Genomic DNA, 23,056 nt, shown 5'->3' with positions numbered 1-23,056 from the left:
GCTACAAAAACAGATTACTATTGCACCATGCTTGTTGCAAGACTCCTGCAAGGCTAACTACTGCGTCACTTCAGAGCCAATATACAAACCTTTCTCATGCAAAATCTGACTAACCCTGTCTTCTAACTCTTCCAACCTCAGAGCCTCCCGCAGTGGCTTTTTCAGGCTCCGGTATACCGTCGAACGATTAACGCCCAGAGTCTCCGTAATATCAGGAGCCGTACTGTTGCGCTTTGTCTGGCTGAATACATGGAATAACCAGCTTAAAAGGAGTCCTGGCTGTAAACGCTTTGCCAGCTTGGAAGACTTCATAGCAGCAGGATAAACCGCTTTGGAATAGCTCTCCTTGAGCTGGTTCCCGTCCTGCGTATAGCAAAACATCAGGGTAAGGTACTCATCCTCTGTGAGAGCTTCACGGATAGAACGCCTTACCATGGCATCCTGAGCCAGTCGCTCATCAAAAGAACTTGGCTCTGTGGTGTAGCGGTTAACTGTCGGGTAATCCTGTTCATAGTCGAACTTCATTCCCTTGCACTTCACTCCACGCAGATCAAACGCAGAGAGAAGGGCTTGTTTTGTGTTGTGGTAGTAGCTCACCTGTTAACCCCTGTATTAAGAAGCCTGCCGACTAACAAGCAGTAGTTTTAACCTGGCAACACCAGAGTCGTTGTAATAAAACTGTTCAATCTGCTTGTCATGCCCTCTGGCTTTTCCAAGCCGATACTCTCCAAACTGCTCAGTCTTGATGCCGTGCTGATTGGCAAGTCTTCCAACCATGTTTGCAGTTATGCCTAGCTGCTCGCCCACCTCTGTTGCGGTGTAATACTTCTTCTCAATGATCGGAAGCGGAATAGCGTCAAAACCGGCAAACTCTTTCATTGCCGCCGATATGAACGCTTGCTTTGAGCGGTTGCCAAGGTTAGGCATTGCCGAGAGAGTCAGACTGAGAAAGTCATTCATAACCTTTAGATCATCCATTCTCGTCATTGCTGGCTGAGTCTGGCTTTTCAGTTTTGAATTAATTGCTTCCTGTCTTGCAATCTTTCCCTCTGCCGTCATTGCCGCCAAGAGAACATGGTTAGCGGCATTGATGCTGAAGTGGTAGACAGTCTTTGGCCTGCCTCCGGTGCTTTGCTGCATTGATGCAGTAAAGTCTTGGCCTTCTCTGAGGGAGTGTTTTTCTATTTGCCGTTTGATAACGGTAGACTGACTTGAGGGTGATGTGTCGAATCCACAGACCAAAAGAAGGCTTTCACCATCTACAACATCATCATTTACCGCACCCTCACGGCGTAGAATCAATTCAGCGTCATTTAGCGTTGTTATTTCGTATTTCATACACCCCCCCAGAGTTATCTAATGCTGCCGAATATGGCCCGCTCTACCGTGTTTAATGCCATACCGTTTTTAACGTGATCACCTGCGAACCGAAATACCCGCCAACCTTCCAGAGTGGCTGTGTTGTATTTGTCGCAATCACCGATAAACCCGCTGCCTCTGGTGTGCCTGCCACCTGACCAGACACCGCCTTCAATCTCAACCAGTATTCTCAGATCAGGCCATGCGAAATCAGCCCGCCATTTTCGTTTATTGTGAAACCTGAACTCTTGCTCAGGCTCCGGAAGCTTTACCGCTCTGACTTGCATCAGGAAGGCTTGCTCTAATTCTGACTTGCCCATTAAGGAAACAGCCCCCAAAAGAAATTAACCAGGCGAATCTTGAATGATGGGCGCTCAACCCATGCGCTAAATTCAGCACTACACTTTGTGTTGTACCGCCTTTCTACGTCTTGATTCAGGCCTGATGCCTTGCAATTTCCCCATGACGTAGCATGAGCACAGTTGCTACAGGTTTTTATTTTCATGCTCCTAACTCCTGCGACCTGTCACGGCGTGATCAAATCGTTAAAACGTGACTTGTCACGCAACATCAACTTATGAGCGCCATGTAAGAGCAGGGTTATCAACTCAGCCTGCTCTTCAAACTCACCGGCAACCATCAGCTCATTGATACAGTTCCGAGTGCCTTTGAATATCTCAAGGCTGATAGTCTCTGCGCCTCTGGCCTGCTTATGAGCTTTCTTTCTGGCTCTGTATTTTTGCTGTCTTATGCGGTCAGCTTCGCGCTTTTCCTCTGGTGTTTTAGCCATGATTGTTATTCGTCCCTTTGCGCCGCCATGCTCGATCATGGGAAAACGCTTCACGATTGAGGTATGAATTGAGAATCTTCAAAGCCCGAAGAGCTTTCTTGTCTTCGATGTATTCAAGCTTTCCAGCAAGAGAAAGCAGCTCATCAGCTATCTGAGGTTTTAAAGCGGACATATAGTGGCCCACAAAAAAGGGCAGCTACTGCCACCCTGATTTATTGATTAACGACACTGGCTCAGAAAGGAATATCCGGGTCGTAGTCATCATACCCGCCGCTCTGTTGCGGCTGCTGCTGTGGTTGTTGCTGGCTTTGCTGTTGTGGAGCCTGACCGCCGTTTTGCGCTCCATCAAGCATCTGCATCTGACCACTGAAGCCATCAACAACAATCTCTGTGCTGTAGCGGTCTTGCCCGTCTTGCGCCTGCCATTTGCGAGTCTGTAACTTGCCCTCGATGTAGAGCTTGCTGCCTTTGCTCACGTACTGCTGAGCGATCTCTGCCAGCTTTCCGAAAATGACCACTTTATGCCATTCTGTTTTTTCTTCCTGCTGTCCGGTCTGCTTATTTTTCCAGCTCTCAGAGGTTGCCAGAGACAGGTTAGTAATTGCCGAGCCCTGTGCTGTGTAGCGTGTTTCAATGTTGCCGACATTGCCGACCAGAATAACTTTGTTTACACCGCGTGCCATGTGTCACCCCCAGTGATAGAAAATATGATTTATGACTTCCCAGGCTGCACCGATCAGCAAGCCAAGGACGACCAGAAAGATGAAAAGTTCAACCAAAACCAGCTCCAACGGCTTGCGCCTTTAAGTCAGCTACACGCTCCTGAGTCATTTCCACCAATTGCGATTCTGTACCAAACAGCAACTTGAATTGTATTGGCGTCATGTGGACTGAAAGAGCCGAACCAGTGTGATGAGCAGGGCAGAGCGGGATAACATCGTAATCACTCGCTCTCTGGCTCATGCCTTGGCCTGCTCTTGGATGGTGTAACTGAGCGGGTGTGTCTGGAATGCCTAACAGCTCACAAGCCAAACAGCCGACACGCGCTGCAAGGCTCATGTATTGTTTTTTGTTCAATCTCGCCACCTTCCGAGGTAGCAAACTGGCTCAAAAACCATTGTCCCATTACATAAACTCCGCTTGTCTATGCCTTGCATCTTATGAAGTGGAACTTGGGAAGCCTTAATGCGTCTGTGCTTATTAATAGTCGGCTTTTCTCTAACACCAATGGTTGTGGTGTAGCTGAATAGCTCTCGACCATGCCTGTCTTTGTATATGAATTTGACTCTGTATTGATGCCAGCCAAAAAGCTTTACTTGAAGGTCTTTCCATGACTTCAGGGCTTTAGGCTTTCCTAACTTGTCAGCCATCGCCCATATACCAAGAGCAAGACAAACCAGATAACTAACACCCAGAAACCAATAGGCCGACTCTGACTCTGGCAAGTAGCTATTATCAATGGCTATTTGAACCGCCCATACTGGCGCAATGACAACCAAAAAGAACAACTGAAATGACACAAGAACTGTTACCAGTAAATCTGGTATGAAAGCCCTGATTTTCATCTAACCCCCTGCAAATATTTCTCATAAGCTGAGTCTTCAGGCCTTGGAAGAAAGCACCCGCGATCAATCGCCCAGGCTTCCACTTGCTCCATGTACCGGCAGAAGTCAGCCGTACTTAATGTTCTGGAATCTTTAAGCTGTGGTGGAATGTCCAGCTTGCTATCTGGCGACTCTTTGTAGCCGAGAAAAGTATGTTTCAGAGCATCGTGTAAGAACTCAGTCGTATACTTTGCGCCCTTGCTATTGAAGTGAGTCACCATGATAGAAACCCACTTCCAATAGAGGGCATTGGCTGAAAGACTGCGCCGAGCCTTAAATGGCTTAAAGCTGAACTCTATTGGCTTGTTGGTATCCAGCCTCTCTACATAAGTGAGAAGCTGGCGTTTTGTTGCATCATTACAAACGACCAGCTTCTGAGTCATCAAACAGCACTCATCCAAACGCCAGCAAACAGCACCATGACAGAAGCGAGAGCCAGCACCTCAAGGCAGTCATTGATAAATTCGTTGGACATTGGCCTGACTCCATTTCACGGTAAGCAGTAGGTTGGCTTTTGTTTTCTCAAACAGCTCCATAACAGGAATACCTGCACCGGCTCTCTTGATAAACTCCTTGCGAGTAGTGCTCTGGCGGGAAGATGATCGCTTAACAGTACTTTCAACCGTAGCCGCCCTTACTCCCAACTCTTCGCCGATCTGCTTATAGGTCAATCCCTTAGCTCTCAGGTCAAAGATTTGCTGCTTCGTTTCATCGCTGAGCCAGTTCCTCTTTTGCTGTATCCCAAGCACTCGCCTGAGATAGCGAACAGTGCCCTCAGGAATGCCGGTCATCTCTGCAACGTTTGAAATTTTTTCTTCAGGGTTAATGGCGTAGATCGCCAATATCTTTTCGCGCCGCTCTTTAGGAGTCATCAGAACAAACCTCTTAACCTTGCTCGTGCTGACTCTGGATCAGCGTTAATACCTTGTTTTTGCATCTGCTGCTCAATATCAAACTTGGTTTGAAGTAGCTGCTTTTCTGCATAACCGGAACGATCTTCAAGCCGCATCAAATCAGAATCGTCGTTACCAGAAATCACCTGGCTAACCTGCACCTGATAGGCTCGCTCAAACTCGGCTCTAACCTGCTTAATGCCGATCTCGTCAGCCATGCCTAACCGCTGCCACAAACCACGACCCGCCAGCTTGACCGCTGCATGAGTAAACTCTGTATCAGGGTTTTGCATCATCAGGTGTCGTTTGTTATTGACCTCAAACCAAGCATCATCAACAGAAGGAAGCCCGAAATCTTCAGGCCTGCTTTGTGACAAGGTGATAAACAGCTTCAGGCTTGGCAGGTATTCGCACTGATCAACCATGCGCCTGATACCCTGCTGAATCTGATCAGCCGTTAATGCCTGAAACTCTGGCGATGTTGCCCACATACGCTTTGCAGCATTGCGCCGCTTTTCGTTGTCGGTGCCTGCGTAGTGCTTGCTGTACTGAGCAGGCCAAGCGGTAAACATTGCGCCGAATATCTGGTTAACAGCATCGAGCTTGATCTGATCCATGATCGGTTCAGCCTGTAGCTCAGTTGTTCCAGTAGTCTTCGTTAAGTTCTGCTGCAATGTCGTGGTGAGTTGGTGCGCGGCTTGAGTTGACATTGTTTCCCCCGAAAATACCTTTGTAGCCGTTGGCTATGCTGCTTTCGATCCAGTTGGCCTGTTGTTGTTGGTTGCCACTGGTGTCTTTGATCAGCTTATTGATTGCGGTCAGCTCTGTTTTTTCTGTTTTGAACGTCCATCGGTGCTCGTCGCGCTTGTATTCAAGCCATGCGATCCACGCCTCATAGTTGAGCTGATCCGGGTAGATGGTGAGTTTTGAGAGCGTCTTGGTTTTAGCTGCCGGCTTTTTGGGCGCCTGCTTTGCTACCTGCTGCTGAATGGCAACCGCAGCCGCTAACCAGATTCGTCGATCTGTACCGCCAGAACTTTTGATCAGCTCGACAGTTATAAAACCTTCACTCTCTAGCGCATTAATGCGCCGCTGAATGGTGCGCTCATGGCAGTTATACAACTCTGCAAAATAAGCGTTACCTGCGTAGCAGTAACCCTCTTTAGAAGTGAGAGCCGATATATCTGCATACAAGCACTTGTCATCACCATTCAGGTTTTTACACCGCAAAACGGGAGCGGGGATTACTCCGTAATAACCTGGCGTGCTTTCGAATGACATTTGTCATATACTCCTTTTATTCCTGCTTTGAAACGATTTGGCGATTGAGACAGAGCAGGAGCCGGAACCCAGTCTTTTAGATTGGGTTTTTTTGTTTATGGGGTTTGAGAATTTCCGTTGTGCTGTTTAATTGTTTTATCCATAGGCATCCTGTTTTAAAAGGAAGCCAGCGCCTTCCATGGTTGCTGGCAGCGTGAGCCGCTAAGCGGCAGCAAGCGATAGCTTGTAAGTGATAAAGCAAGCCCCCTTGATATGCTTGATAGTCCATGTTTCAAGCATCCCGAAATCAACAAAACTTCTCATCAAAAGATAAAGCCCTTCGACTGACAACCCTTGCCGGGTCAGCAGATCATCAAGAACCAAATAACCTTGCTCTGATTGCGTCTTGCTGCTTTCCAGTTCCTCAAATAGCTTCAAGGCTTCAGGTGGCATACTTTGCCGCTGTTTTTCTGCTTCACTCATACTTACATCGTCGCTCTCTTGGTGGTTAATCTATTGCAGCCACTAACCGAATGGCTGACGGACAACTTCCGCAAGTCCGGCTCGCGTAACCGGTTGAGTCAGTAAATTTCAGGTAGACGCCTTCCCCAGCGATTCGCCTGGAACTTAAAAACTCCGCGTCAAGTTGTTAAAGAGCGTTGGCACAAAGGCCGGTCAATCAAACAAAGGCTTCAGGGCTTGGAAAACCAATCAAGCCTTTGCTTTCCGCAATATTTTTCAGATTCAGATAGGTTTTGAGCTTGATATTCTTGCGCTTGGATTCGTAGTGCGACCATGCGCCTTGAGTCAGCCCGAACACATTTGCGGCCTGAGCTTGTGTCAGGTCGTGTAACTGTCTGAATTTCCTTAAATCTTCATTGATCATCTGCGCTAAACCTAACTTCCAATACTTATAATAATACCCCGAGACATTTATTATGGCAATTATAAATAATACCTCTAGGTAATTGCTTAGGGATTGTATTTGTACCTATAATACCCATAGGAATATTATTGATGTACGAGAGACTAGAAATGACCGACTGGATTGATAGAGCGATACAGACAAGGAAGGCCGCCCAACTGACTCAGTTTGAGCTTGCTGACCGCATGGATGCCACTCAGGGCTATGTGTCCAATATCGAGCGCAGACGTAAAGGCTTCACTCTGGATACCGTCTACAAGTTCGCTCGCGCCCTTGGCGTTAGCTTCAATGCGCTTTACTACGGAAGAGAGACAGAAACCCCTGCAGTTGACGGTGTTCCATTGCTTGATCCGGTTAGCCTGGCAGCTTGGATCAATGACCCGACAGCAGAGGCCAGTCAGTTTATTCCTTGCCCTAAGGCAGACAGAGGCGCGCGCACTTTTGCTTACATCGTTCAGGGCGATGCAATGGAGCCAGCTTATAAAGATGGAACCATTGTCTATGTTGATCCGGATACAGAGAAAGCCGTTGGTAAGAATGTTATCTACATCGCCAGCAATGGCAGACCATCACTGAGAAGCTTTACCAAGGTTGATGGCGTTGAGTACCTGAAACCACTTAACTCTCAGTATCCAGCGCAAGAAGTGGAAGCAGATGCTATCTACTGTGGTTCTGTAGTTGCTTCATACAAGCCAGAATAAAGCGTTCTGACACACGTTAGAACGCTCTAGCCCAGATATACCACCTATCTTGTAAAATCCTCTGAAAACAGGGTTAAAAACCCCTTACACCTGTCGTTTATCAATCACAGTTCTATTCTGGCATTCTCTCAAGTTCCATTTTCATCCAGTTTTTACCCATACCCACACGACAAATTTGTCGTACCCAGACGACAGTTTTGTCACCCCCACACGACAAATCTGTCGTCTGCTTCTCTATAAGTAATACATATAAGTAATACATTATTAATAATACCCACTCTTACTCTCCCTCTATCCGTGCTTCAGACGCTTAGACAAATTTATTTAAAATAATGTCCTGAGACATATTGACGATACACAATGTCTAGGGGTAATATTTCCACAAGCTAAATACTTATACAGACATTTAGCCCGCCAGCCACCCGGTGAATAAGCCTCCAAACCGGTATCTGGTTCCGAGTCTGCAGAGCAGATAGGAGTGTGGAGCAACGGCCTTAACCGTTAGAGATCACCAGAAAGCCAAGTTTTCTAGTGATTTTTAGAAGGGGAGAAAAACCATGACTTGCTACGCAACCCAGCAGTTAAACAACCACCAACGCAACCAAGACGCAAAAGAGCGTGACGAGAGCGAGGCTGAAAGACGATCTGAGGCAACTCACAGTTTGCTTGATTTGATTGTTGAAGCTTCTGGCGATGCTGTCCTGATCGCTGCCATTGAAAGACTGTCTGACAAGATCGGCATTGCACTCCATGAACTACACATGGAGAACATCACAACCGCTCAAGGTGTTGATGCTGACTTTGATGATTATCTGGAAGCGATGTAAACGACCATAGCCCTTTTTTAAGGGCTTTTCTTTTTGGGGAATACCATGGCAGCACTATTACAAGAAAAACCGCTAGAAACGCCTGAAATTGATCGAGAGCGCATATTTAATCAGCTAAACCTGCAAGGCAAGAAACAGCAGGACATTCTCGACGCTGAAAAGCCACTGCTTGATGAAATGACAGCGCTTGTGGCTGAGAACAAAAGCACTTCAAACGATGTATCGGTAGAAGCGATAAACCAGCGAGTCAAAAACACAAATCGAGTGCTTGAGATCAACAGAGTACTGCTAAAACACTGTGATGATTTTTTGAGTTCTGTAGCGATCTGCAATGAGCTGCACGAACTGCTTAACCAAAACCTGAAATTCTAACCAATCGCCCGGACTCAACCGGGCTTTTCTTTTTCGATATGGAGAGTTGAACCATGAAAGAGTTTATTACCAAGCTCAACCGAATCCAGTGCAAGTTAAACGCCCCAAAAAACCAGCGCAATAACTTCGGGAACTACAACTACCGAAACTGTGAAGACATTCTTGAAGCATTGAAACCGCTGCTTCTGGCTGAAGGCCTGATTGTTACAATCACTGATGAAATTCAGGTTGTTGGTGATCGCGTTTATGTTAAGGCAACCGCAACCATTACTGATGGCGAGCATAGCCAGCAAACTACCGCTCTTGCTCGTGAAGCAATTGAAAAAAAGGGCATGGACGTAAGTCAGCTAACCGGAGCGACTAGCAGTTATGCAAGAAAGTACGCGCTTAACGGCTTATTCCTGATTGATGACAATAAGGACGCTGACAGCATGAATAACAATCAGCCTCAGCAACAACAGCAAAGGCAGACGCAACGCCAACAAGCACCACAACAGAAACGGGAGCCGGTTGTAAACCCTCAGCAGGTTCAGCACCTACAAGGCGCAATCATGGCCGCCGGTGTAACTGATGAGTGGTTCTGCCAGAAATCAAAGATAAAGAGCCTTGGTCATCTTAAAGCAGCCAAGTTTGAACCTGCAGTTAACTGGTTAAAAGAAATCGCCCAGGGTAAACAAGAAGACAATACTCAGGCTGCTTAACTGCGGCTTTTCCTTTGGAGGAATCATGCTTATTCAACTATTCGATACTGAAACAACAGGCCTACCCAAAGATTGGCGAGCACCAATGACCGATCTGGATAACTGGCCTCGGATTATTCAGCTCGCTTATCTGGTGTTTGATCTGGATGGGAACGAAGTTGGCTCTTTCAATGAGCTGATCAAGCCGGATGGCTGGACGATGCCAACCGAGAAATTCTGGATTGATAACGGATTCAGTCAGGAGAAATCAGAAGCCGAAGGTATCCCTATTGCTGACGCGCTTGGCTCTTTCATCACGGATTACAACAAGGCTGATGCTTTGGTAGCTCACAACATTTCCTATGACTACAACGTCACCGGCGCGGAGTTGCTGAGAGCTGGCATCAGGGCAGGTAAGAAAAACCGACAATTCTGCACCAAGGAAATCGGCACTGACTTCTGCCAGTTACCCGGTAATTATGGCAAGTACAAATGGCCCACGCTCTCAGAGCTTCACAACAAGCTATTTGGTTGTGACTTTGACAACGCTCACGACGCTCTAGCCGATGTGAGGGCTACAGCAAATTGCTTCTTTGAGCTGGTCAGGCTCGGAGAGATCAAGATTGAAGAGGTCGCTTAAAGCGGCCTTTTTTATTGGGGGAATCACCATGGCATTTGAAGCGTACTTTGATCACGTATCAATCGGCACATTAGAAAATAAAGCCGTTGTCAGTAGAGAGATAGCGGAGCAGATCAAGGCTTTCAGGAAAGCTGGCGGCAAGATCACCAGGCTTCCTTATGGCGTGATCAATAACAACAGCAAAGCGGATTTTAATACAGTCATTTCCAGTGGAGGACGAAAGCATGAGCGCAGTTAATCAAGTTGTTGAATACGGTGTCACCGATGCCGCTTTGAATGAACTGAGAGAGCGTTATAACTCAGTTCCCGATGCTGCCACCAAGGAAGGCATGAAGACCATCAAAGCCGCCTTGAAAGAACTGGTTCCGCTTCGTACCGGAGTTGAAAAAAAGCGGAAAGTTTTGGTTGCTGACGCAGTAGCCTGGCAAAAGAAAGTCAATTCAGAAGCCAAACGGATAACCGGCAGGATTCTAGAGATCGAAACCCCGTTGCAGGAAGCCAAAAAAGAAGTTGATAACGCTGAGAAGATCAAAGAGCAAAAGCGGGTAGACGACATTCAACAACGGATTGAGTGTTACAAAAACATCCCACTGGCAATGCTTCAAGCCAGTTCAGCAGAATTGAAAGCCTGTATTGACGATCTGAAAGCCGATCAGGTAACAGGCTTTGCAGAGTTTGAGATTGACGCGCTCAAGGCAAGAAATGACGCAGTAGCTCACCTTGAGGGTATTCACGATTTACGGATTGTTCAGGAGAAACAAAGTCAGGAGCAGCATCGCCAGCCAGAGCCGGAAGAGTTCGCGCCATTTGCTGACCCCGATCCAGTTACAGAAGACGACATGGAGCCGTTTTTTGTCGAAGAGTCTGAATACCAGCAAGCCGCCGACAGACAAGAAGCAATTAAGGCATTAGTGCAACTTCACAGCATTGATGATTCATTGGCTCATGCAGTTGTAAAGAGCATCGAGGCCGGTCAAGTACCCGGAGTTTATACGGTGTTCAATTATGAAGGTGAGTGCTGAAACATTCTTGTTTGAATTTTGGGAACAACAAGACATGGCGCTGATCTGCGCCATGTATCCAAACCTGAAGCAGCAACCAAAAGAAAAGAAGGTTGTTGTTAGCCTGGAACAAATCAGAAATAAAAGGAAAAAGAATGGTCGCCGTTAATAGTTACTTTTGCGGTGCTGGCCTGATGGATGTCGGCTTGTTAAAAGCTGGCATCACCATCAATCAGGCATTTGAACTTGATAAGGATGCTTGCAAAACCTACCGCGCAAATCTCGGAAACCATGTTGTTGAGTGTGATATCTCTGAGCAGTTGGTTCTTGAGCAAGATAGCTGCGATGCAATGGTTTTCACTTATCCCTGCACCAAGTACAGCACAATTGCAGACATTCATCAGACAAGGACAGGCGATGAACTGTTTTTACATGCGCTCAGGCATTTAGCCGTTGCCCGCCCTGAGTTGTATGTAGTTGAGAATGTCCCAGGGATGCGAGCCTTTCCAGTAGTAATGGAGGCAATGACAAAAATGCCTGATTACTATGTTCAGGTGTTTTGCCCGATCCAGTCTGAACAGTTGCTACCACAGCGAAGAAACCGACTGATAATCATCGGCTCTCGTCGTCATTTCAATATCAGGCCGCCTGAGAATGCAAGGCGCGTAAAGTTATCTGAAATAATGGACGCCGATCCTGATGTAAGCATTCCCAAGGCAGTCACCGCCAGAATGCAGGGAGCATACAGAGACTTACCGATTATTTCCGACCCGGCAAATGATGATCTGGCGCCAACCTGTGTTGCTCATTACGCGAAAGATAAAAGCACCAGGCTAATCAAAGACAAACGCTTTGAGCTTGGCGTCCGGCCTTACTCGGTCAGAGAGTACGCAAGGCTTCAAGGCTTGCCCGATTCTTTCAGCTTCCCAGTATCAAATACGGCTGCTTACAGACAGATAGGCAACGGTGTTTCTGTACCTGTCGGTGAGTGGATTGGTGGTGAGATTATCCGGTATATGAGCAGAGCGAGGGCAGCATGAGAAAAAGCAGAGCTGAATTGTTGGTTGAGGCGCTCATTCAAGAGCTTGGTTATGAGATTGAAGAAGAGTTTGTTTCTGAACCTAATTCTCACACTCACTTAATTCCAAAAAATTATCTTGGCTTCCAAAAAGGCTACGCCAGCGCAAAAACAGTAACGCACAAGGTTAGACTGAAAAAGCAGGAGGCGCAGTCATGACAGAAAGCATGATTGTAAAAGCCAACAAATCCATGAGAGCCGAAATAGAACGGCTTGAAAAGATGCTCGATCAAGAGCGAATGGCAAAGGATAAGCACCGCAGAGAGGCAAATGTTCTCAGAAAGAAACTTGAAGGCCATGGTCGTTTAGAAATGACCGTTAAAGGCTTTCTTGCTTCTGTTTCCAGAAATGACGGTGTAAGGATGCGTGATCTTACCCAGTTGAAGCAGGTGGTCAATGAATGAATCTACACGCCAGTGGTTAGAGCAACTAGCCACTGTTAAAAACAATTCCAAGGCTCAAGAAATATTGCGGTATATCAGAGAGCTTGAGAGTAAAAGCAGAAAACCATGACCCGCTATTCACAGGTTTATCCTGTGGAATGCTTTGTTGTGTTTTTTTACAGGGTGAAATTATGGCAAAACAAAAACTAATAAGAATAAAGCAGTCGGAACTTACTAGGCTAATAGATTTACTTGATAACCCAAAAGATGAACGGTTAAAAAACAAACTGGATCACTATAGAAAGGTGAAACCGACAACTTTAGAAAGAGTTGAAAGGCATAGAATATTTGAAACATGACCATTGAATTAAACCGGCGCAGCGTAGCGGAGTCCGGTTGATAAACTTGTTAGCAGGAAATGAGATGGCAGAGAAATTAACAAAAAACAGCGATAAAGGATGAGCTTACCAGGCGTATCGAATGGTTTGAGAAGACTTATGGTTTTGATCAGGAACAGAGTTCAGCAGATAGCATTAAAGACAATCCGAACAAATTGATCATGTACGGACGATATTTAGCACTATTTGAAGCAAGATTTCAGATAGAGAACGGTTTATTTGTTGGCGGCTTTTCCTGCTAACCCCGTTTTAACCGGGCGGAGCGCAGCGTAGCTCCGCGTTGAAAACTTTGTTATGCAGCACACTGCACTGAACCAAGGATTTAATAATGAAAATGCAAGCACCGATAGAAGTTGTAATCAAAGTCGCGGTCACTAATGGCGAAGGACAAAGCGGTCATGCGACTGTTACGTGTGGAAAGGGTATTTTCCCGACCGAAGAAAAAATACGTGAGTTGGTTGAAAAATGCGAAGCAGAAGTTGCTGAATCTGGCTTGCGTTTGATGACCAAGCGGGAGTGGTTTAATACGATCTGCCCTCCTGAAGTTGAAGAAGATGAGGATGGGGAGGTTCATGTTACTGAATATGCGATACCTGGCGGCAATGATTGGGATGCATAACCATTTAAATCACAGGCGCCGCAGGCGTCCGGTGGATTTGATTGTTAGGTGTAGGAACTAAGGATAAAAGAATGTCATTTGATATAGAACCAAAAAACAAAGAAGCGGGAATTCTCGGAAAGCCAAACGGTTTCTGGCCAGCCTTCTGTATTGAAACCCCAGTCAGCGAAGTAATTGATTGTGAATACACAAACAGAGACACAATCAGGTATGAGCATAAAGGTTTTGTTGGCGAGTGGTTCAGCGAAGATGATGCGTTAGAAATGCACAAACTTTTAACTGAGTACGTAAAGACTGACGAGTATAGAAATCACAGATACTTTTCGGAAAGACATAATCAAATGGAAAGTATGTTGGAATTTCTACCGATCTGTTGTGGTTTTCGTCAAGTTGGACTCGGATACACCTAACCCAAAGCTCAGGTGCGCCGCAGGCGTCACCTGGAGCGTGTTGTTATCCGTTCTGGAGGAAACATGAGATACAGAATCAAAGAAGATTATGACAGCGCAGGTTTTCGCTATTTCAGGCCGCAGTATATGTATAGATTTTTTCCTTTCTGGTTGTACTGGTGGACAACATACACAGGCCATGATCACTCAAATGTCGGGTTCTATAAAAAAGAAGAAGCCGAAGAATTTATAAAAAATGAGATTGAAAAAAAGAAAATCGTGCGTGGTAAAAGGTTACACGATTTCGACGGATAACCCCGTTTTCACCGGCGCAGTCCGGTGGAAAACTTTGTTATGCAGATGATTAACCGAGGATTTGAATTTTGGATTTATGGGAAATTGCCCCAGAGCTTGACCGCTGGGTAGATGATAACTGCATTGTTACTGTGCATGATCGTGTAGAAGCAATTCAGGGGGGTGAAGCTATGTGGGCAGAAGTTGTTACAAAGAAGCTCATTGAAATAGCCAAAGAATTAAACGCATACAAGAAAGCACTGAATGATATTTCGCAGCTTCCCAGTGTTCGGCAGGACGAAGCTTGCAATATCGCTCTTAATGCTTTGGACGAGTTTGGATAAATCTGCATAACCCCGTTTTAACCGGCGTAGTCCGGTTGAAAACTTTGTTATGCGGTCTTGATTAGAAGGTAAAAGAATGAGCCATAGAGAAAGAATACTTAAAAGGCTAATAGAAGAAGCTGCTTATAACCTGGCAGAAGCCGTTGAACTTCTGGAAAGTGCTCAGTTAAACGGATTACGTAAAGATGCTGAGTCGCTAATGGGGCGAGTTCTGGAAGTGCAAAAGAATCCAGACTGTATTGATAAACTAAATAATGGTGATTTTAGAATGATTAGCACTGGTCATCTCAGGGTCTACATTGCTGGCCCAAATAAATTGAGGGTTGAGAATAGTGTCAACGGAGATTTTACAGAAATCTCAACAACGCCAGCAGGTAAGAAAACGTATCTAAGCACTGGATCGACTGCATAACCCTAAGCTCACCCGCCCGAAGGGTCGGGTGGAGCGTGTTGTTATGTGTTTTTTAGAGGATAAGGTATGGACAAAGTTACATGGTACACAGCGGGATTGAATAAGTATTTAAGCGATAACGGGTATGTCCATTTTTTAACTAAAGAAAAAATGCGCGATGACTTTGAGCAAGATATTGCTTTTACATTTAACGAAGAAAATAAGACCTTCGGCAAATGCGATGTTATTGATTTTTCCAGATATTCAGAAGCTGAAAAGCATCAAAAAGAATTTAAAGAGTTGATACGTAACACATAACCCATTAGTAGACCAACTCGTTGGCTTTTTCACATTAACAATCGTACCAAGAGCCTCGGTTTTATCCGGGGCTTTTTTATACCCGGTAAAACATGGAAATAACACACACCCCCAAAGGTGGCATGTGTCAGTCATGCGCCAATGTAAACAAGGATTGCTCAAAGCTTTCCTTTAAAGATATGCCGAAGATCGGTAGCCATGACAACGGACAAACAATAGTTGTCAGGTGTACTGAGTATCAGAAATTCGTTCAACCCACTTGGGGAGTGGATGGTAATGGCAATCGTCGTTATCTCTGCGAATATTGCGAGCTGATATTTGGTGACATTGATCCTGAAACCATCAAGCACAACTGCGACACATCAAAACCCAGATACCATAATCGAGACAAGCACCATGACGTACGATGAAATCAAAGATATGCCATTAGCTGAGGCATTAACAAAGCTGTCACTGGCTGAACTGGTGCAGGCTTTGCGCCACACGTACAGACCATTCTTTGCCGCTGCAATCAGTCAGGCTGCAAAGAACGATTACAAGGCTCGCATAATTGCAGGACAGAAGGCCGCTTGATATGGCAAAGTGGGTAAGACTAAAAAAATACGTTCAAGAGACTGGTGAGCCAGAATCTAGCGTAAGGGCGAAAATAGCTGAAGGCGTTTATCTGGAACGCCGACACTATAGAAAAGACCCGTATTTCAAAAAAATTTATTGGATGAATTTAGAGGCGATAGAGCAATGGCTGGACACAGCCCAACCCCGCGCGGTGTAAGACTGCGCGGAGACAAAATAGAGATCAATTTTTCTTGGAATGCCAGAACCCGCTATGTTGTGGTTCCTGGTCTTCCAGCCACGGCAAAAGGAATTAAACAGGCTGCAGCTTTACGGGAGGTTATAAAGCGAGAAATTGAGCTTGGTATATTCCAGTGGTCAACCCATTTCCCCGATCACAAGTTAGCAAAAGCAGAAATGCCCAAAGCTACCGGCATGACGGTAGAGGATTTGCTTAATCGCTGGCTTGACACTCAAGAGGGCATCCTCAGCCCACGCTACTACAAAAACTCTAAATACAGAGTTGAGTCCATTCTTATACCGGCTTTCGGTCACATCCCAATATCTATGCTCGCGCCCGGTCACATTCGTGATTGGGCTTCAAAGCAGAACACTTCTCGCAAAACAACCAGCAATTATTTAATGGCTCTGAGGTCTGCGATCAGAGAGGCTATTAATGATGGCGTTCTCACGGAAAGCCCGCTCAAAGGGTTGGTGCTGCCTAAAGAGAAGGCCGAGATAACAAAACGTATCGAGCAGAAGCGGGAGCAGGTAACACCATACAGCAGAGAGGAAATAGATAGATTGCTCGAGCATTGTCATTACGACTCAGAGAGAAATCTATTCCAGTTTGCTGCTTGGTCTGGTGTTCGCCCGGGGGAATTAATCGCGCTTGAATGGCGCCACGTCGATTTAAAGAAAGGAACGGCTTTTATCTGTCAAGCCATATCTGACAAAACGATGAGCGATATCAAAACCAGAGCCAAAGGCCGAAGAGAGATTATGTTGTTGCCTGCAGCACTGGAAGCGATACAGAGACAAAGGGAAATCAGCCAGCTATCAAAACATGGCCGAGTCTTTGTAAATCGTGAAAGGCAACCCTTTGTAGATTACAACGCGCTTCAGTGGTCGTTTCATTACGCTTGCAAAAGAGCTGACGTAACAAAGAGAGGGGTAGGGCAGACTCGCCACACATTCGCAAGCTGGATGTTAATGAATGGAGAAGATGAAGCGTGGGTGGCAAAGATGCTTGGTCATACCACTGTCGAAATGATCAGAAAGCACTACCGCAAATTCATCAAAGACGACTCTTCTACCGGTTACACCTTAAAAGCCGATTGGGGACAAAAAACGCCTCAAAACTTGGCGAAAACTTGGCAGAAAGAGAAGGCTAAAAACTAAATCCCATATATAACAGTATGTTAGCCTCTAATGCTTGTAACACTCCTAAATGGTCTTAGCCCGTGCCTTCTTCCCCCAGAAGCGCGGGTTTCTTTTTGTGTGGCTTTTGTTCAGTGGATCGGGCCTTGCTGATCAGGGGTGTTTTCGATTTCTTCGTTGATTGGATGTGATGGTAAACCATCTTCTTGCAGCTGCTGCATTTGAAGAGATGACATATAAATATCCGCTTCTTTACCTTCAAGTATTCCATGCCCATGCCAGGGCAATAGGCGGTAGTCAGAATGATGTGCGTAATCCAGAAATGGATACTTTATGATCTGGAAGTAAGGTGAGTAATCAAAATCGCTGGGTGTGCAGAGTTTGGGGTTGCGTTGAAATAACTGGACACTGGACTCAGAGCTTTGTTTGACCAACGGCAAAATGGGAAATTGAATAAAGCTAAATGCTTCGGCGATCATCGTTGAACAAACAGTTTTGGTTTCCTGTCCGGGCGCATGATGAAAAAGAGAGGAGCCAAAACGTTTTGGCAAGAATGCATAAGGAAAGAAAAATCGAGCAAGATCCAGTATTTGTCGAACGTTATAATCCATCCCCAGTCTGCTGACCGCGTAATGCAATGCTTTCTGGCTATCAGGGTAGCTCAACCCTTTGGGGCGACATATTCTTAAATGTTCACCTTCGTAAGCGCTCAATGGTCGAATAGCGGTACCGACACCCAGTTCGCTTTCAATGATTAATTGTTCGTCCGGGGCGCCATCATAGGATTCGCTGATTCTTAGCCTGACTTGCTCATCTTCAATATCGTGGATTCGGCCAATGTACAGCATGGCGTGAGACCAGGGGCTCTGGGTCATCTGCTTGATGACCTGGCTGACTCGGGTTCGCCCCTCAAGCAGCAGTACGTCGCAGGGTTTTACCTCATGACGAATACGCTCAAAATCACACAGTGGTGTGTGTTTTTTCTGGACATTGTGGCTAAGCCAGCGAGTGAGGTATCCAGCGAGAACCTTAAAGAGCTTCATGTATGAGTCCATAAGCCTGTTTTTATTACTTTATGTTAGCATTTAGGCGGTTATCGATTTTGAATAGTCATAAAAATTGACGTTAAATCTGTATTCTTAAATAACGGCGATGAATAATGATTAATGAGCCGTAATGGGTATGGGTTGATAATTTGTGGGAGGCCTAAATGGATGAAATCAGCGATGTTGGTGGAGTGGGTAAATCCCTGCAGCTTCTGAAAAAGCAGAAAGGATTGCCGCCGGTACACTCATGGAATCCACCGTTTTGTGGCGATATCGATATGCGCATCGATCGAGAAGGGCGCTGGCACTACAACGGTTCTCCAATTGCCAGAGAGAAAATGGTTTCTTTATTCGCCTCGGTGATGCGCCGGGATGATGATGACTACTACTTGGTTACCCCGGTAGAGAAGGTGCGAATTCAAGTGGAAGATGTGCCTTTCGTGGTGATTGCTGCGGATGTGCAAGAGGGTGAGGCTGGAAAAGAGTATCATCTGACAACGAATATTGGTGATCAAGTGGTTGTCGGTAAGGGTTCGCCAATACTCACTGGGGAGCGGGCAGGCTTTCTGGCTGAAATGTTATACGTTCTGGTTCGTGATCGATTGTATGCCCGAGTGAATAGGAATGTCTTCTATCAGTTGGTGAACGATGCGCAAGAACAAGTGATTGAGGAAGGTGTTGAGCTTGTGGTTCCCAGTGGAGGCGAGTTATTTTCGATCGGAGTGTTAAAAGAGGAGGGCGAATAAATCGCCCTCGCTGTCTTATGGCTTAATCGAGTTACATATTTGGATAGTTCGGACCACCCGCACCTTCCGGAGCGACCCAGGTAATATTCTGGGCGGGGTCTTTAATATCACAGGTCTTGCAGTGAACGCAGTTCTGACTGTTGATTTGGAATCGCTTCTCTCCAGTCACATCATCCAGCACGATTTCATAAACGCCGGCCGGGCAATAACGCTGGGCGGGTTCATCGAACATAGGTAGATTCTGTGTAAGAGGAATGGTTTCATCGGTCAGTTTCAAATGACATGGCTGATCTTCCTCGTGATTGGTATTCGAGAGGAAGACAGAGCTCAATCGGTCAAAAGAAATAACACCATCCGGTTTTGGATAGTTGATTGGCGTGCTTTCAGCCGCAGGCTTTAAGGTCGCATGATCTGGCGTCTTATCTCTCAGAGTAAACGGCAGTTTGCCATTAAAGATGTTCAGATCCGTAAAGGCAAACGCGGCACCAAGAATGTTGCCAAACTTGTGCATAGCCGGGCCAAAGTTGCGCTGTTGATGCAGTTCTTTGTAAAGCCACGAGCCTTTAAAGGCTTGATCAAAGCTTTCCAGCTTTTTGCCGCCCTCATCGCCAGAGTCGATGGCCTTGAACACTTCTTCTGCTGCGATCATGCCGGACTTCATGGCGGTGTGAGAGCCCTTAATCTTGGCGCCATTCATGGTGCCAGCGTCACAACCAATCAACAATCCACCAGGGAATGTCATTTCCGGCAGTGACATTGGTCCGCCTTTTGCCAAGGCGCGAGCGCCATAAGAAACCCGCTTGCCGCCTTCCAGATACTGCTTGATGACAGGGTTTTGCTTATAACGCTGAAACTCTTCAAAAGGGCTCAGGTGAGGGTTGGAATAACTCAGATCAGTAATCAGGCCCAACACCACCTGATTGTTCTCCAGGTGATAGAGGAAGCCGCCGCCAGTGGATTCTGTGCCTGCAACGGATAGTGGCCAACCCGCCGTGTGAACCACTAAGCCTTCCTGATGTTTGGCAGGATCAATATCCCACAACTCTTTAATACCGAGGCCATAATGCTGAGGATCGCTATTAGCATCCAGGTCAAAATGACTGATCAGCTGCTTGCCAAGGTGCCCTCGACAGCCTTCAGAGAACAGCGTGTATTTGGCGTGGAGCTCCATGCCTGGCATATAGCTGTCTTTCTCTTCGCCAGCCTCAGAAATACCCATATCACCGGTGGCAATGCCTTTAACACTACCATCGTCGTTAAAAAGCACTTCCTGAGCCGCAAAGCCCGGGAATATCTCAACGCCCATGGCTTCGGCTTGTTCTGCCAGCCAGCGGGTCAGGTTACCAAGGCTGATAATATAGTTGCCTTCATTGTGCATGGTTTTAGGCACAAAAAGGTTGGGCACTTTTATAGACTTGGTCTCGGAGCGGAGTACAAAAATATCGTCCGCTGATACCGGTGTATTCAGTGGTGCTCCTCGGTCTTTCCAGTCCGGGAACAGTTCATTTAATGCGGTGGGTTCAAAAACGGCACCGGACAAAATATGAGCGCCGACTTCAGAGCCTTTTTCAACAACGCAGACAGCAAGCTCTTTCTCTTGCTCCTGGGCCAGTTGCATCAGACGACAGGCGGCCGATAAACCCGAAGGGCCGGCACCCACGATAACGACATCAAATGCCATGGATTCGCGTTCCATGATCAGCTTCCTCCCTGTCGGAGTGTTATTTTCTAATGGTTATGGCAAACACAAGTATCCCCGTCGCCTTTCAAGTTGCTACTTTGTTGGCTGCACTCGCTCACCCCAATCACCTACTGCTGTAGGCTCATGGGACCCGAGGGCCTAAAGGATTCACTCTTTTGCCGCCGCGTAGCAACTTGAAATCCTTTGGGTATAGACGGTCTTTATGGATAACCGTTTTCAAACAAGTGTTTGAATTTGCTTGGCATTATAATCAGTGTTTACCGAAATGAGCAATATTGTTGCCTATATTTAATGCGTTGGTGTTGATCTCAAGCAACCGGAAGTGCGTAAACCTTATAAACGGAAAAAGCCTGGCAGGCAAAAGTAAACATCAACTGCCTTATAGTAAAGGGTAGCCAGTATAGGCTGCGTAAAACCCGAGCTATAAATGATAAGTGCCGTAGATACAAATGAAATCGTTTGTATGAACTATTTGGAACATACGTTTGAACCCTTATAAACCTGCTGGTAGACTGCGTCTGCGCAGATGTGTGAACACAGGTGACTGAATAATCATTTTGATTCATCCGGTTGTTCCGTTATCTGTTTGAACATTCCAAATCAAGCCAATAACGAGAAGGGAAGGCTGCGAACCTATGAAGATACTAGTAGCCGTCAAAAGAGTCATTGACTATAACGTCAAGGTTCGGGTGAAGGCGGACAATACCGACGTCGATCTCACCAACGTCAAAATGGCAATCAACCCTTTCTGTGAAATTGCTGTAGAAGAAGCAGTAAGACTGAAAGAGAAAGGGGTAGCAACAGAAATTGTTGCCGTATCCATCGGCCCAAAAGAGTGCCAGGAACAGATACGGACTGCGTTGGCACTGGGTGCAGACCGTGGCATTCAAATTCAAACTGATGGTGCGCCTTTAGGCTCTCTCAGTGTTGCCAAGTTGCTCAAAGCGGTTGTGGATGAAGAAAAGCCAGACCTGGTTCTCTTGGGCAAACAGGCCATTGACAGCGATAACGGCCAAACCGGTCAGATGCTGGCAGCGCTGACTGGCATGGGGCAAGGTACTTATGCCTCCGAAGTGAATGTTGATAATGGCAAAGTGAATGTGACCCGTGAAGTAGACGGCGGTTTACAGACATTAAGCCTGAGTCTCCCGGCTGTGGTGACAACGGATCTGCGTTTGAATGAGCCGCGTTACGCGTCCCTGCCAAACATTATGAAGGCCAAGCGTAAGCCTCTGGATGTGAAAACGCCGGAAGACCTGGGCGTGACCGTGTCATCCACTGTTGAAACCCTGAAGGTTGAGCCGCCCGCAGAACGTCAGGCTGGCATTAAAGTCGCCAGTGTTGATGAGCTGGTCGAAAAATTAAAAAATGAAGCAAAGGTGATCTAATGACCATACTCGTCGTTGCTGATCATGACAACGTAACTCTGGGTGCCGGGACACTGAATACGGTGTCTGCCGCAGCTGCCATTGGTGGAGATATCCATCTGCTGGTTGCCGGTGCTAACTGCGGTGCTGTTGCTGAACAAGCTGCTAACGTTGCTGGTGTTGTGAAAGTTTTGTTGGCTGATAATGCTGCCTTTGAACACCGTCTGGCAGAAAATGTCAGCCTGTTGGTTGCGGAGCTTGGTAAAAACTATTCCCACGTTCTGTCGTCTACTTCCACTGATGCTCGTAACATGATGCCGCGCGTTGCTGCGCTGCTGGATGTGGATCAGGTGTCGGATATTATTAAAGTAGAAAGCGCCGATACATTTGCTCGTCCAATCTATGCGGGTAATGCCATTGCGACGGTTAAGTCCAGCGCTGCTGTGAAGGTGATTACTGTTCGTGGTACGGGTTTTGATCCAGCCGCTGCAGAAGGTGGCTCCGCGGCTGTTGAAGCTATTTCTGCAGATAACAACGCTGGCGTTTCCAGCTTTGTCAGCGAAGAGCTGGCTCAATCTGACCGGCCTGAACTGGCTGCTGCCGAGATTATTGTCTCCGGTGGCCGTGGTATGGGTAACGGTGAGAACTTTGAGCTTCTCTACAAAGTGGCGGACAAACTGGGTGCTGCTGTTGGCGCGTCCCGTGCGGCTGTTGATGCCGGTTATGTACCTAACGATATGCAGGTTGGACAGACCGGTAAAATCGTTGCGCCAAACCTGTACGTCGCTGTCGGTATCTCCGGTGCTATTCAGCATCTGGCCGGTATGAAAGACAGTAAAGTCATTGTTGCCATCAACAAAGATGAAGAAGCGCCTATCTTCCAGGTAGCGGATTACGGTTTGGTTGCAGACCTGTTTGAAGCGGTGCCTGAATTGGAAGGCAAACTCTAATAGTTATTAGAGATAGACAGATGACTAATAGTCATCTGTCTTTTATG

At 46.5% G+C, this 23,056-nt stretch carries 40 protein-coding genes; 24 read left to right on the top strand and 16 right to left on the bottom strand.

Annotation, left to right across the window (positions count from 1 at the left end; all coding sequences use genetic code 11):
* Positions 1-57: 57 nt before the first annotated feature.
* The 14 genes from Q1B11_RS02390 to Q1B11_RS02325 all read right to left on the bottom strand — a co-directional run bounded on the left by Q1B11_RS02390 (position 58) and on the right by Q1B11_RS02325 (position 6,792).
* Complete coding sequence (locus tag Q1B11_RS02390; protein ID WP_299726800.1) at positions 58-597, bottom strand: hypothetical protein; 540 nt, start codon at positions 595-597, stop codon at positions 58-60.
* A 15-nt stretch (positions 598-612) separates the two neighbouring features.
* Positions 613-1,338 carry an antA/AntB antirepressor family protein gene (locus Q1B11_RS02385; protein WP_299726797.1) on the bottom strand — a complete coding sequence of 242 codons (726 nt, stop codon included), beginning with the start codon at positions 1,336-1,338 and terminating at the stop codon, positions 613-615.
* A 14-nt stretch (positions 1,339-1,352) separates the two neighbouring features.
* Complete coding sequence (locus tag Q1B11_RS02380; RefSeq protein WP_299726793.1) at positions 1,353-1,679, bottom strand: hypothetical protein; 327 nt, start codon at positions 1,677-1,679, stop codon at positions 1,353-1,355.
* A 206-nt stretch (positions 1,680-1,885) separates the two neighbouring features.
* Positions 1,886-2,149 carry a hypothetical protein gene (locus Q1B11_RS02375; protein WP_299726790.1) on the bottom strand — a complete coding sequence of 88 codons (264 nt, stop codon included), beginning with the start codon at positions 2,147-2,149 and terminating at the stop codon, positions 1,886-1,888.
* Positions 2,142-2,321, bottom strand: coding sequence for a hypothetical protein (locus tag Q1B11_RS02370; protein WP_299726787.1), 180 nt, complete (start codon positions 2,319-2,321; stop codon positions 2,142-2,144). The genes Q1B11_RS02375 and Q1B11_RS02370 overlap by 8 nt, the downstream gene beginning before the upstream one ends.
* A 61-nt stretch (positions 2,322-2,382) precedes the next feature.
* Positions 2,383-2,832, bottom strand: a complete 450-nt coding sequence (ssb, locus tag Q1B11_RS02365) for a single-stranded DNA-binding protein (RefSeq protein WP_299726784.1) — start codon at positions 2,830-2,832, stop codon at positions 2,383-2,385.
* Positions 2,833-2,920: 88 nt separating this feature from the next.
* Positions 2,921-3,226, bottom strand: coding sequence for a Ref family recombination enhancement nuclease (locus tag Q1B11_RS02360; RefSeq protein WP_299726781.1), 306 nt, complete (start codon positions 3,224-3,226; stop codon positions 2,921-2,923).
* Positions 3,223-3,714 carry a hypothetical protein gene (locus tag Q1B11_RS02355; RefSeq protein WP_299726778.1) on the bottom strand — a complete coding sequence of 164 codons (492 nt, stop codon included), beginning with the start codon at positions 3,712-3,714 and terminating at the stop codon, positions 3,223-3,225. The genes Q1B11_RS02360 and Q1B11_RS02355 overlap by 4 nt, the downstream gene beginning before the upstream one ends.
* Positions 3,711-4,136, bottom strand: coding sequence for a hypothetical protein (locus Q1B11_RS02350; protein WP_299726775.1), 426 nt, complete (start codon positions 4,134-4,136; stop codon positions 3,711-3,713). Before Q1B11_RS02350 ends, Q1B11_RS02355 begins: the two co-directional genes overlap by 4 nt.
* A gap of 69 nt (positions 4,137-4,205) precedes the next feature.
* Positions 4,206-4,625 (bottom strand): sigma factor-like helix-turn-helix DNA-binding protein, encoded by a 420-nt coding sequence (locus Q1B11_RS02345; RefSeq protein WP_299726772.1) that lies wholly within the window; start codon positions 4,623-4,625, stop codon positions 4,206-4,208.
* Complete coding sequence (locus tag Q1B11_RS02340) at positions 4,625-5,356, bottom strand: replication protein P (protein ID WP_299726769.1); 732 nt, start codon at positions 5,354-5,356, stop codon at positions 4,625-4,627. Before Q1B11_RS02340 ends, Q1B11_RS02345 begins: the two co-directional genes overlap by 1 nt.
* Entirely contained in the window at positions 5,283-5,927 is a 645-nt protein-coding gene (locus Q1B11_RS02335) for a helix-turn-helix domain-containing protein (protein ID WP_299726766.1), read from the bottom strand. The genes Q1B11_RS02340 and Q1B11_RS02335 overlap by 74 nt, the downstream gene beginning before the upstream one ends.
* A 201-nt stretch (positions 5,928-6,128) precedes the next feature.
* Positions 6,129-6,389 carry a hypothetical protein gene (locus Q1B11_RS02330; protein WP_299726763.1) on the bottom strand — a complete coding sequence of 87 codons (261 nt, stop codon included), beginning with the start codon at positions 6,387-6,389 and terminating at the stop codon, positions 6,129-6,131.
* A gap of 196 nt (positions 6,390-6,585) precedes the next feature.
* Positions 6,586-6,792 carry a helix-turn-helix transcriptional regulator gene (locus Q1B11_RS02325; protein ID WP_299726760.1) on the bottom strand — a complete coding sequence of 69 codons (207 nt, stop codon included), beginning with the start codon at positions 6,790-6,792 and terminating at the stop codon, positions 6,586-6,588.
* 131 nt (positions 6,793-6,923) lie between these two features.
* Here Q1B11_RS02325 and Q1B11_RS02320 point away from each other — a divergent pair, with 131 nt between their 5' ends.
* The 21 genes from Q1B11_RS02320 to Q1B11_RS02220 all read left to right on the top strand — a co-directional run bounded on the left by Q1B11_RS02320 (position 6,924) and on the right by Q1B11_RS02220 (position 17,219).
* On the top strand, positions 6,924-7,532 hold the full coding sequence (locus tag Q1B11_RS02320; protein WP_299726757.1) for a LexA family transcriptional regulator: 609 nt from the start codon (positions 6,924-6,926) through the stop codon (positions 7,530-7,532).
* A gap of 557 nt (positions 7,533-8,089) precedes the next feature.
* Positions 8,090-8,359, top strand: coding sequence for a hypothetical protein (locus tag Q1B11_RS02315; protein ID WP_299726754.1), 270 nt, complete (start codon positions 8,090-8,092; stop codon positions 8,357-8,359).
* 45 nt (positions 8,360-8,404) lie between these two features.
* Positions 8,405-8,731: a hypothetical protein gene (locus Q1B11_RS02310; RefSeq protein ID WP_299726751.1), complete on the top strand. Its 327-nt coding sequence runs from the start codon at positions 8,405-8,407 to the stop codon at positions 8,729-8,731.
* Positions 8,732-8,784: 53 nt separating this feature from the next.
* Positions 8,785-9,432, top strand: a complete 648-nt coding sequence (locus tag Q1B11_RS02305; RefSeq protein WP_299726748.1) for an ERF family protein — start codon at positions 8,785-8,787, stop codon at positions 9,430-9,432.
* Positions 9,433-9,457: 25 nt separating this feature from the next.
* Positions 9,458-10,051: a 3'-5' exonuclease gene (locus Q1B11_RS02300; RefSeq protein ID WP_299726745.1), complete on the top strand. Its 594-nt coding sequence runs from the start codon at positions 9,458-9,460 to the stop codon at positions 10,049-10,051.
* 28 nt (positions 10,052-10,079) lie between these two features.
* Positions 10,080-10,289 (top strand): hypothetical protein, encoded by a 210-nt coding sequence (locus Q1B11_RS02295; RefSeq protein WP_299726742.1) that lies wholly within the window; start codon positions 10,080-10,082, stop codon positions 10,287-10,289.
* A complete protein-coding gene (locus Q1B11_RS02290; protein ID WP_299726739.1) occupies positions 10,276-11,073 on the top strand; it encodes a hypothetical protein in 798 nt (265 codons plus the stop codon). Before Q1B11_RS02295 ends, Q1B11_RS02290 begins: the two co-directional genes overlap by 14 nt.
* Complete coding sequence (locus Q1B11_RS02285; RefSeq protein WP_299726736.1) at positions 11,057-11,221, top strand: hypothetical protein; 165 nt, start codon at positions 11,057-11,059, stop codon at positions 11,219-11,221. The genes Q1B11_RS02290 and Q1B11_RS02285 overlap by 17 nt, the downstream gene beginning before the upstream one ends.
* Complete coding sequence (locus Q1B11_RS02280; protein WP_299726733.1) at positions 11,208-12,092, top strand: DNA cytosine methyltransferase; 885 nt, start codon at positions 11,208-11,210, stop codon at positions 12,090-12,092. Before Q1B11_RS02285 ends, Q1B11_RS02280 begins: the two co-directional genes overlap by 14 nt.
* Positions 12,089-12,289 carry a hypothetical protein gene (locus Q1B11_RS02275; RefSeq protein ID WP_299726731.1) on the top strand — a complete coding sequence of 67 codons (201 nt, stop codon included), beginning with the start codon at positions 12,089-12,091 and terminating at the stop codon, positions 12,287-12,289. The genes Q1B11_RS02280 and Q1B11_RS02275 overlap by 4 nt, the downstream gene beginning before the upstream one ends.
* Entirely contained in the window at positions 12,286-12,534 is a 249-nt protein-coding gene (locus tag Q1B11_RS02270; RefSeq protein WP_299726728.1) for a hypothetical protein, read from the top strand. The genes Q1B11_RS02275 and Q1B11_RS02270 overlap by 4 nt, the downstream gene beginning before the upstream one ends.
* Before the next feature lie 170 nt (positions 12,535-12,704).
* The gene (locus tag Q1B11_RS02265) at positions 12,705-12,872 is read left to right on the top strand and encodes a hypothetical protein (RefSeq protein ID WP_299726725.1); all 168 of its coding nucleotides are present in this window, start codon (positions 12,705-12,707) and stop codon (positions 12,870-12,872) included.
* A 367-nt stretch (positions 12,873-13,239) separates the two neighbouring features.
* Positions 13,240-13,530, top strand: a complete 291-nt coding sequence (locus Q1B11_RS02260; RefSeq protein WP_299726722.1) for a hypothetical protein — start codon at positions 13,240-13,242, stop codon at positions 13,528-13,530.
* 71 nt (positions 13,531-13,601) lie between these two features.
* Positions 13,602-13,940 (top strand): hypothetical protein, encoded by a 339-nt coding sequence (locus Q1B11_RS02255; RefSeq protein ID WP_299726719.1) that lies wholly within the window; start codon positions 13,602-13,604, stop codon positions 13,938-13,940.
* A gap of 63 nt (positions 13,941-14,003) precedes the next feature.
* Positions 14,004-14,234: a hypothetical protein gene (locus tag Q1B11_RS02250; protein WP_299726716.1), complete on the top strand. Its 231-nt coding sequence runs from the start codon at positions 14,004-14,006 to the stop codon at positions 14,232-14,234.
* 68 nt (positions 14,235-14,302) lie between these two features.
* Positions 14,303-14,557, top strand: a complete 255-nt coding sequence (locus tag Q1B11_RS02245) for a hypothetical protein (protein ID WP_299726713.1) — start codon at positions 14,303-14,305, stop codon at positions 14,555-14,557.
* 76 nt (positions 14,558-14,633) lie between these two features.
* Positions 14,634-14,969 (top strand): hypothetical protein, encoded by a 336-nt coding sequence (locus Q1B11_RS02240; protein WP_299726710.1) that lies wholly within the window; start codon positions 14,634-14,636, stop codon positions 14,967-14,969.
* A gap of 66 nt (positions 14,970-15,035) precedes the next feature.
* Positions 15,036-15,266 carry a hypothetical protein gene (locus Q1B11_RS02235; RefSeq protein ID WP_299726706.1) on the top strand — a complete coding sequence of 77 codons (231 nt, stop codon included), beginning with the start codon at positions 15,036-15,038 and terminating at the stop codon, positions 15,264-15,266.
* 92 nt (positions 15,267-15,358) lie between these two features.
* On the top strand, positions 15,359-15,676 hold the full coding sequence (locus Q1B11_RS02230; RefSeq protein WP_299726703.1) for a hypothetical protein: 318 nt from the start codon (positions 15,359-15,361) through the stop codon (positions 15,674-15,676).
* Positions 15,663-15,839 (top strand): hypothetical protein, encoded by a 177-nt coding sequence (locus tag Q1B11_RS02225; RefSeq protein WP_299726700.1) that lies wholly within the window; start codon positions 15,663-15,665, stop codon positions 15,837-15,839. The genes Q1B11_RS02230 and Q1B11_RS02225 overlap by 14 nt, the downstream gene beginning before the upstream one ends.
* 165 nt (positions 15,840-16,004) lie before the next feature.
* The gene (locus Q1B11_RS02220; protein ID WP_299726697.1) at positions 16,005-17,219 is read left to right on the top strand and encodes a site-specific integrase; all 1,215 of its coding nucleotides are present in this window, start codon (positions 16,005-16,007) and stop codon (positions 17,217-17,219) included.
* 110 nt (positions 17,220-17,329) lie between these two features.
* Here Q1B11_RS02220 and Q1B11_RS02215 read toward each other — a convergent pair whose 3' ends face one another.
* The gene (locus Q1B11_RS02215; RefSeq protein ID WP_299726694.1) at positions 17,330-18,241 is read right to left on the bottom strand and encodes a YiiX/YebB-like N1pC/P60 family cysteine hydrolase; all 912 of its coding nucleotides are present in this window, start codon (positions 18,239-18,241) and stop codon (positions 17,330-17,332) included.
* Positions 18,242-18,408: 167 nt separating this feature from the next.
* Between Q1B11_RS02215 and Q1B11_RS02210 the strand changes: the two genes are divergently transcribed.
* Positions 18,409-18,990: a DUF1285 domain-containing protein gene (locus tag Q1B11_RS02210; protein WP_299726691.1), complete on the top strand. Its 582-nt coding sequence runs from the start codon at positions 18,409-18,411 to the stop codon at positions 18,988-18,990.
* Between the two features lie 31 nt (positions 18,991-19,021).
* Here Q1B11_RS02210 and Q1B11_RS02205 read toward each other — a convergent pair whose 3' ends face one another.
* Positions 19,022-20,686: an electron transfer flavoprotein-ubiquinone oxidoreductase gene (locus Q1B11_RS02205; RefSeq protein ID WP_299726688.1), complete on the bottom strand. Its 1,665-nt coding sequence runs from the start codon at positions 20,684-20,686 to the stop codon at positions 19,022-19,024.
* A 641-nt stretch (positions 20,687-21,327) separates the two neighbouring features.
* Between Q1B11_RS02205 and Q1B11_RS02200 the strand changes: the two genes are divergently transcribed.
* Together Q1B11_RS02200 and Q1B11_RS02195 are read left to right on the top strand one after the other, a co-directional pair.
* Positions 21,328-22,080, top strand: coding sequence for an electron transfer flavoprotein subunit beta/FixA family protein (locus Q1B11_RS02200; RefSeq protein WP_067522470.1), 753 nt, complete (start codon positions 21,328-21,330; stop codon positions 22,078-22,080).
* A complete protein-coding gene (locus Q1B11_RS02195; RefSeq protein ID WP_299726683.1) occupies positions 22,080-23,009 on the top strand; it encodes an FAD-binding protein in 930 nt (309 codons plus the stop codon). The genes Q1B11_RS02200 and Q1B11_RS02195 overlap by 1 nt, the downstream gene beginning before the upstream one ends.
* Positions 23,010-23,056: the final 47 nt, after the last annotated feature.

The organism is uncultured Endozoicomonas sp. (assembly GCF_947495845.1).
Taxonomy (GTDB): domain Bacteria; phylum Pseudomonadota; class Gammaproteobacteria; order Pseudomonadales; family Endozoicomonadaceae; genus Endozoicomonas.
This window is presented reverse-complemented; position numbering and strand designations above follow the sequence as displayed.

Bases quoted from the DNA above. Each gene is read 5' to 3' on its own strand.
- Q1B11_RS02385 (WP_299726797.1), bottom strand. From the start codon at position 1,338: ATGAAATACGAAATAACAACGCTAAATGACGCTGAATTGATTCTACGC.
- Q1B11_RS02270 (WP_299726728.1), top strand. From the start codon at position 12,286: ATGACAGAAAGCATGATTGTAAAAGCCAACAAATCCATGAGAGCCGAA.
- Q1B11_RS02225 (WP_299726700.1), top strand. From the start codon at position 15,663: ATGACGTACGATGAAATCAAAGATATGCCATTAGCTGAGGCATTAACA.
- Q1B11_RS02340 (WP_299726769.1), bottom strand. From the start codon at position 5,356: ATGTCAACTCAAGCCGCGCACCAACTCACCACGACATTGCAGCAGAAC.
- Q1B11_RS02315 (WP_299726754.1), top strand. From the start codon at position 8,090: ATGACTTGCTACGCAACCCAGCAGTTAAACAACCACCAACGCAACCAA.
- Q1B11_RS02230 (WP_299726703.1), top strand. From the start codon at position 15,359: ATGGAAATAACACACACCCCCAAAGGTGGCATGTGTCAGTCATGCGCC.
- Q1B11_RS02285 (WP_299726736.1), top strand. From the start codon at position 11,057: ATGAAGGTGAGTGCTGAAACATTCTTGTTTGAATTTTGGGAACAACAA.
- Q1B11_RS02295 (WP_299726742.1), top strand. From the start codon at position 10,080: ATGGCATTTGAAGCGTACTTTGATCACGTATCAATCGGCACATTAGAA.
- Q1B11_RS02250 (WP_299726716.1), top strand. From the start codon at position 14,004: ATGAGATACAGAATCAAAGAAGATTATGACAGCGCAGGTTTTCGCTAT.
- Q1B11_RS02280 (WP_299726733.1), top strand. From the start codon at position 11,208: ATGGTCGCCGTTAATAGTTACTTTTGCGGTGCTGGCCTGATGGATGTC.
- Q1B11_RS02370 (WP_299726787.1), bottom strand. From the start codon at position 2,321: ATGTCCGCTTTAAAACCTCAGATAGCTGATGAGCTGCTTTCTCTTGCT.
- Q1B11_RS02205 (WP_299726688.1), bottom strand. From the start codon at position 20,686: ATGGAACGCGAATCCATGGCATTTGATGTCGTTATCGTGGGTGCCGGC.
- Q1B11_RS02305 (WP_299726748.1), top strand. From the start codon at position 8,785: ATGAAAGAGTTTATTACCAAGCTCAACCGAATCCAGTGCAAGTTAAAC.
- Q1B11_RS02215 (WP_299726694.1), bottom strand. From the start codon at position 18,241: ATGAAGCTCTTTAAGGTTCTCGCTGGATACCTCACTCGCTGGCTTAGC.
- Q1B11_RS02375 (WP_299726790.1), bottom strand. From the start codon at position 2,149: ATGGCTAAAACACCAGAGGAAAAGCGCGAAGCTGACCGCATAAGACAG.
- Q1B11_RS02195 (WP_299726683.1), top strand. From the start codon at position 22,080: ATGACCATACTCGTCGTTGCTGATCATGACAACGTAACTCTGGGTGCC.
- Q1B11_RS02335 (WP_299726766.1), bottom strand. From the start codon at position 5,927: ATGTCATTCGAAAGCACGCCAGGTTATTACGGAGTAATCCCCGCTCCC.
- Q1B11_RS02310 (WP_299726751.1), top strand. From the start codon at position 8,405: ATGGCAGCACTATTACAAGAAAAACCGCTAGAAACGCCTGAAATTGAT.
- Q1B11_RS02330 (WP_299726763.1), bottom strand. From the start codon at position 6,389: ATGAGTGAAGCAGAAAAACAGCGGCAAAGTATGCCACCTGAAGCCTTG.
- Q1B11_RS02320 (WP_299726757.1), top strand. From the start codon at position 6,924: ATGTACGAGAGACTAGAAATGACCGACTGGATTGATAGAGCGATACAG.
- Q1B11_RS02240 (WP_299726710.1), top strand. From the start codon at position 14,634: ATGAGCCATAGAGAAAGAATACTTAAAAGGCTAATAGAAGAAGCTGCT.
- Q1B11_RS02345 (WP_299726772.1), bottom strand. From the start codon at position 4,625: ATGACTCCTAAAGAGCGGCGCGAAAAGATATTGGCGATCTACGCCATT.
- Q1B11_RS02355 (WP_299726778.1), bottom strand. From the start codon at position 3,714: ATGAAAATCAGGGCTTTCATACCAGATTTACTGGTAACAGTTCTTGTG.
- Q1B11_RS02255 (WP_299726719.1), top strand. From the start codon at position 13,602: ATGTCATTTGATATAGAACCAAAAAACAAAGAAGCGGGAATTCTCGGA.
- Q1B11_RS02275 (WP_299726731.1), top strand. From the start codon at position 12,089: ATGAGAAAAAGCAGAGCTGAATTGTTGGTTGAGGCGCTCATTCAAGAG.
- Q1B11_RS02350 (WP_299726775.1), bottom strand. From the start codon at position 4,136: ATGACTCAGAAGCTGGTCGTTTGTAATGATGCAACAAAACGCCAGCTT.
- Q1B11_RS02265 (WP_299726725.1), top strand. From the start codon at position 12,705: ATGGCAAAACAAAAACTAATAAGAATAAAGCAGTCGGAACTTACTAGG.
- Q1B11_RS02220 (WP_299726697.1), top strand. From the start codon at position 16,005: ATGGCTGGACACAGCCCAACCCCGCGCGGTGTAAGACTGCGCGGAGAC.
- Q1B11_RS02380 (WP_299726793.1), bottom strand. From the start codon at position 1,679: ATGGGCAAGTCAGAATTAGAGCAAGCCTTCCTGATGCAAGTCAGAGCG.
- Q1B11_RS02325 (WP_299726760.1), bottom strand. From the start codon at position 6,792: ATGATCAATGAAGATTTAAGGAAATTCAGACAGTTACACGACCTGACA.
- Q1B11_RS02290 (WP_299726739.1), top strand. From the start codon at position 10,276: ATGAGCGCAGTTAATCAAGTTGTTGAATACGGTGTCACCGATGCCGCT.
- ssb (WP_299726784.1), bottom strand. From the start codon at position 2,832: ATGGCACGCGGTGTAAACAAAGTTATTCTGGTCGGCAATGTCGGCAAC.
- Q1B11_RS02235 (WP_299726706.1), top strand. From the start codon at position 15,036: ATGGACAAAGTTACATGGTACACAGCGGGATTGAATAAGTATTTAAGC.
- Q1B11_RS02300 (WP_299726745.1), top strand. From the start codon at position 9,458: ATGCTTATTCAACTATTCGATACTGAAACAACAGGCCTACCCAAAGAT.
- Q1B11_RS02260 (WP_299726722.1), top strand. From the start codon at position 13,240: ATGAAAATGCAAGCACCGATAGAAGTTGTAATCAAAGTCGCGGTCACT.
- Q1B11_RS02210 (WP_299726691.1), top strand. From the start codon at position 18,409: ATGGATGAAATCAGCGATGTTGGTGGAGTGGGTAAATCCCTGCAGCTT.
- Q1B11_RS02200 (WP_067522470.1), top strand. From the start codon at position 21,328: ATGAAGATACTAGTAGCCGTCAAAAGAGTCATTGACTATAACGTCAAG.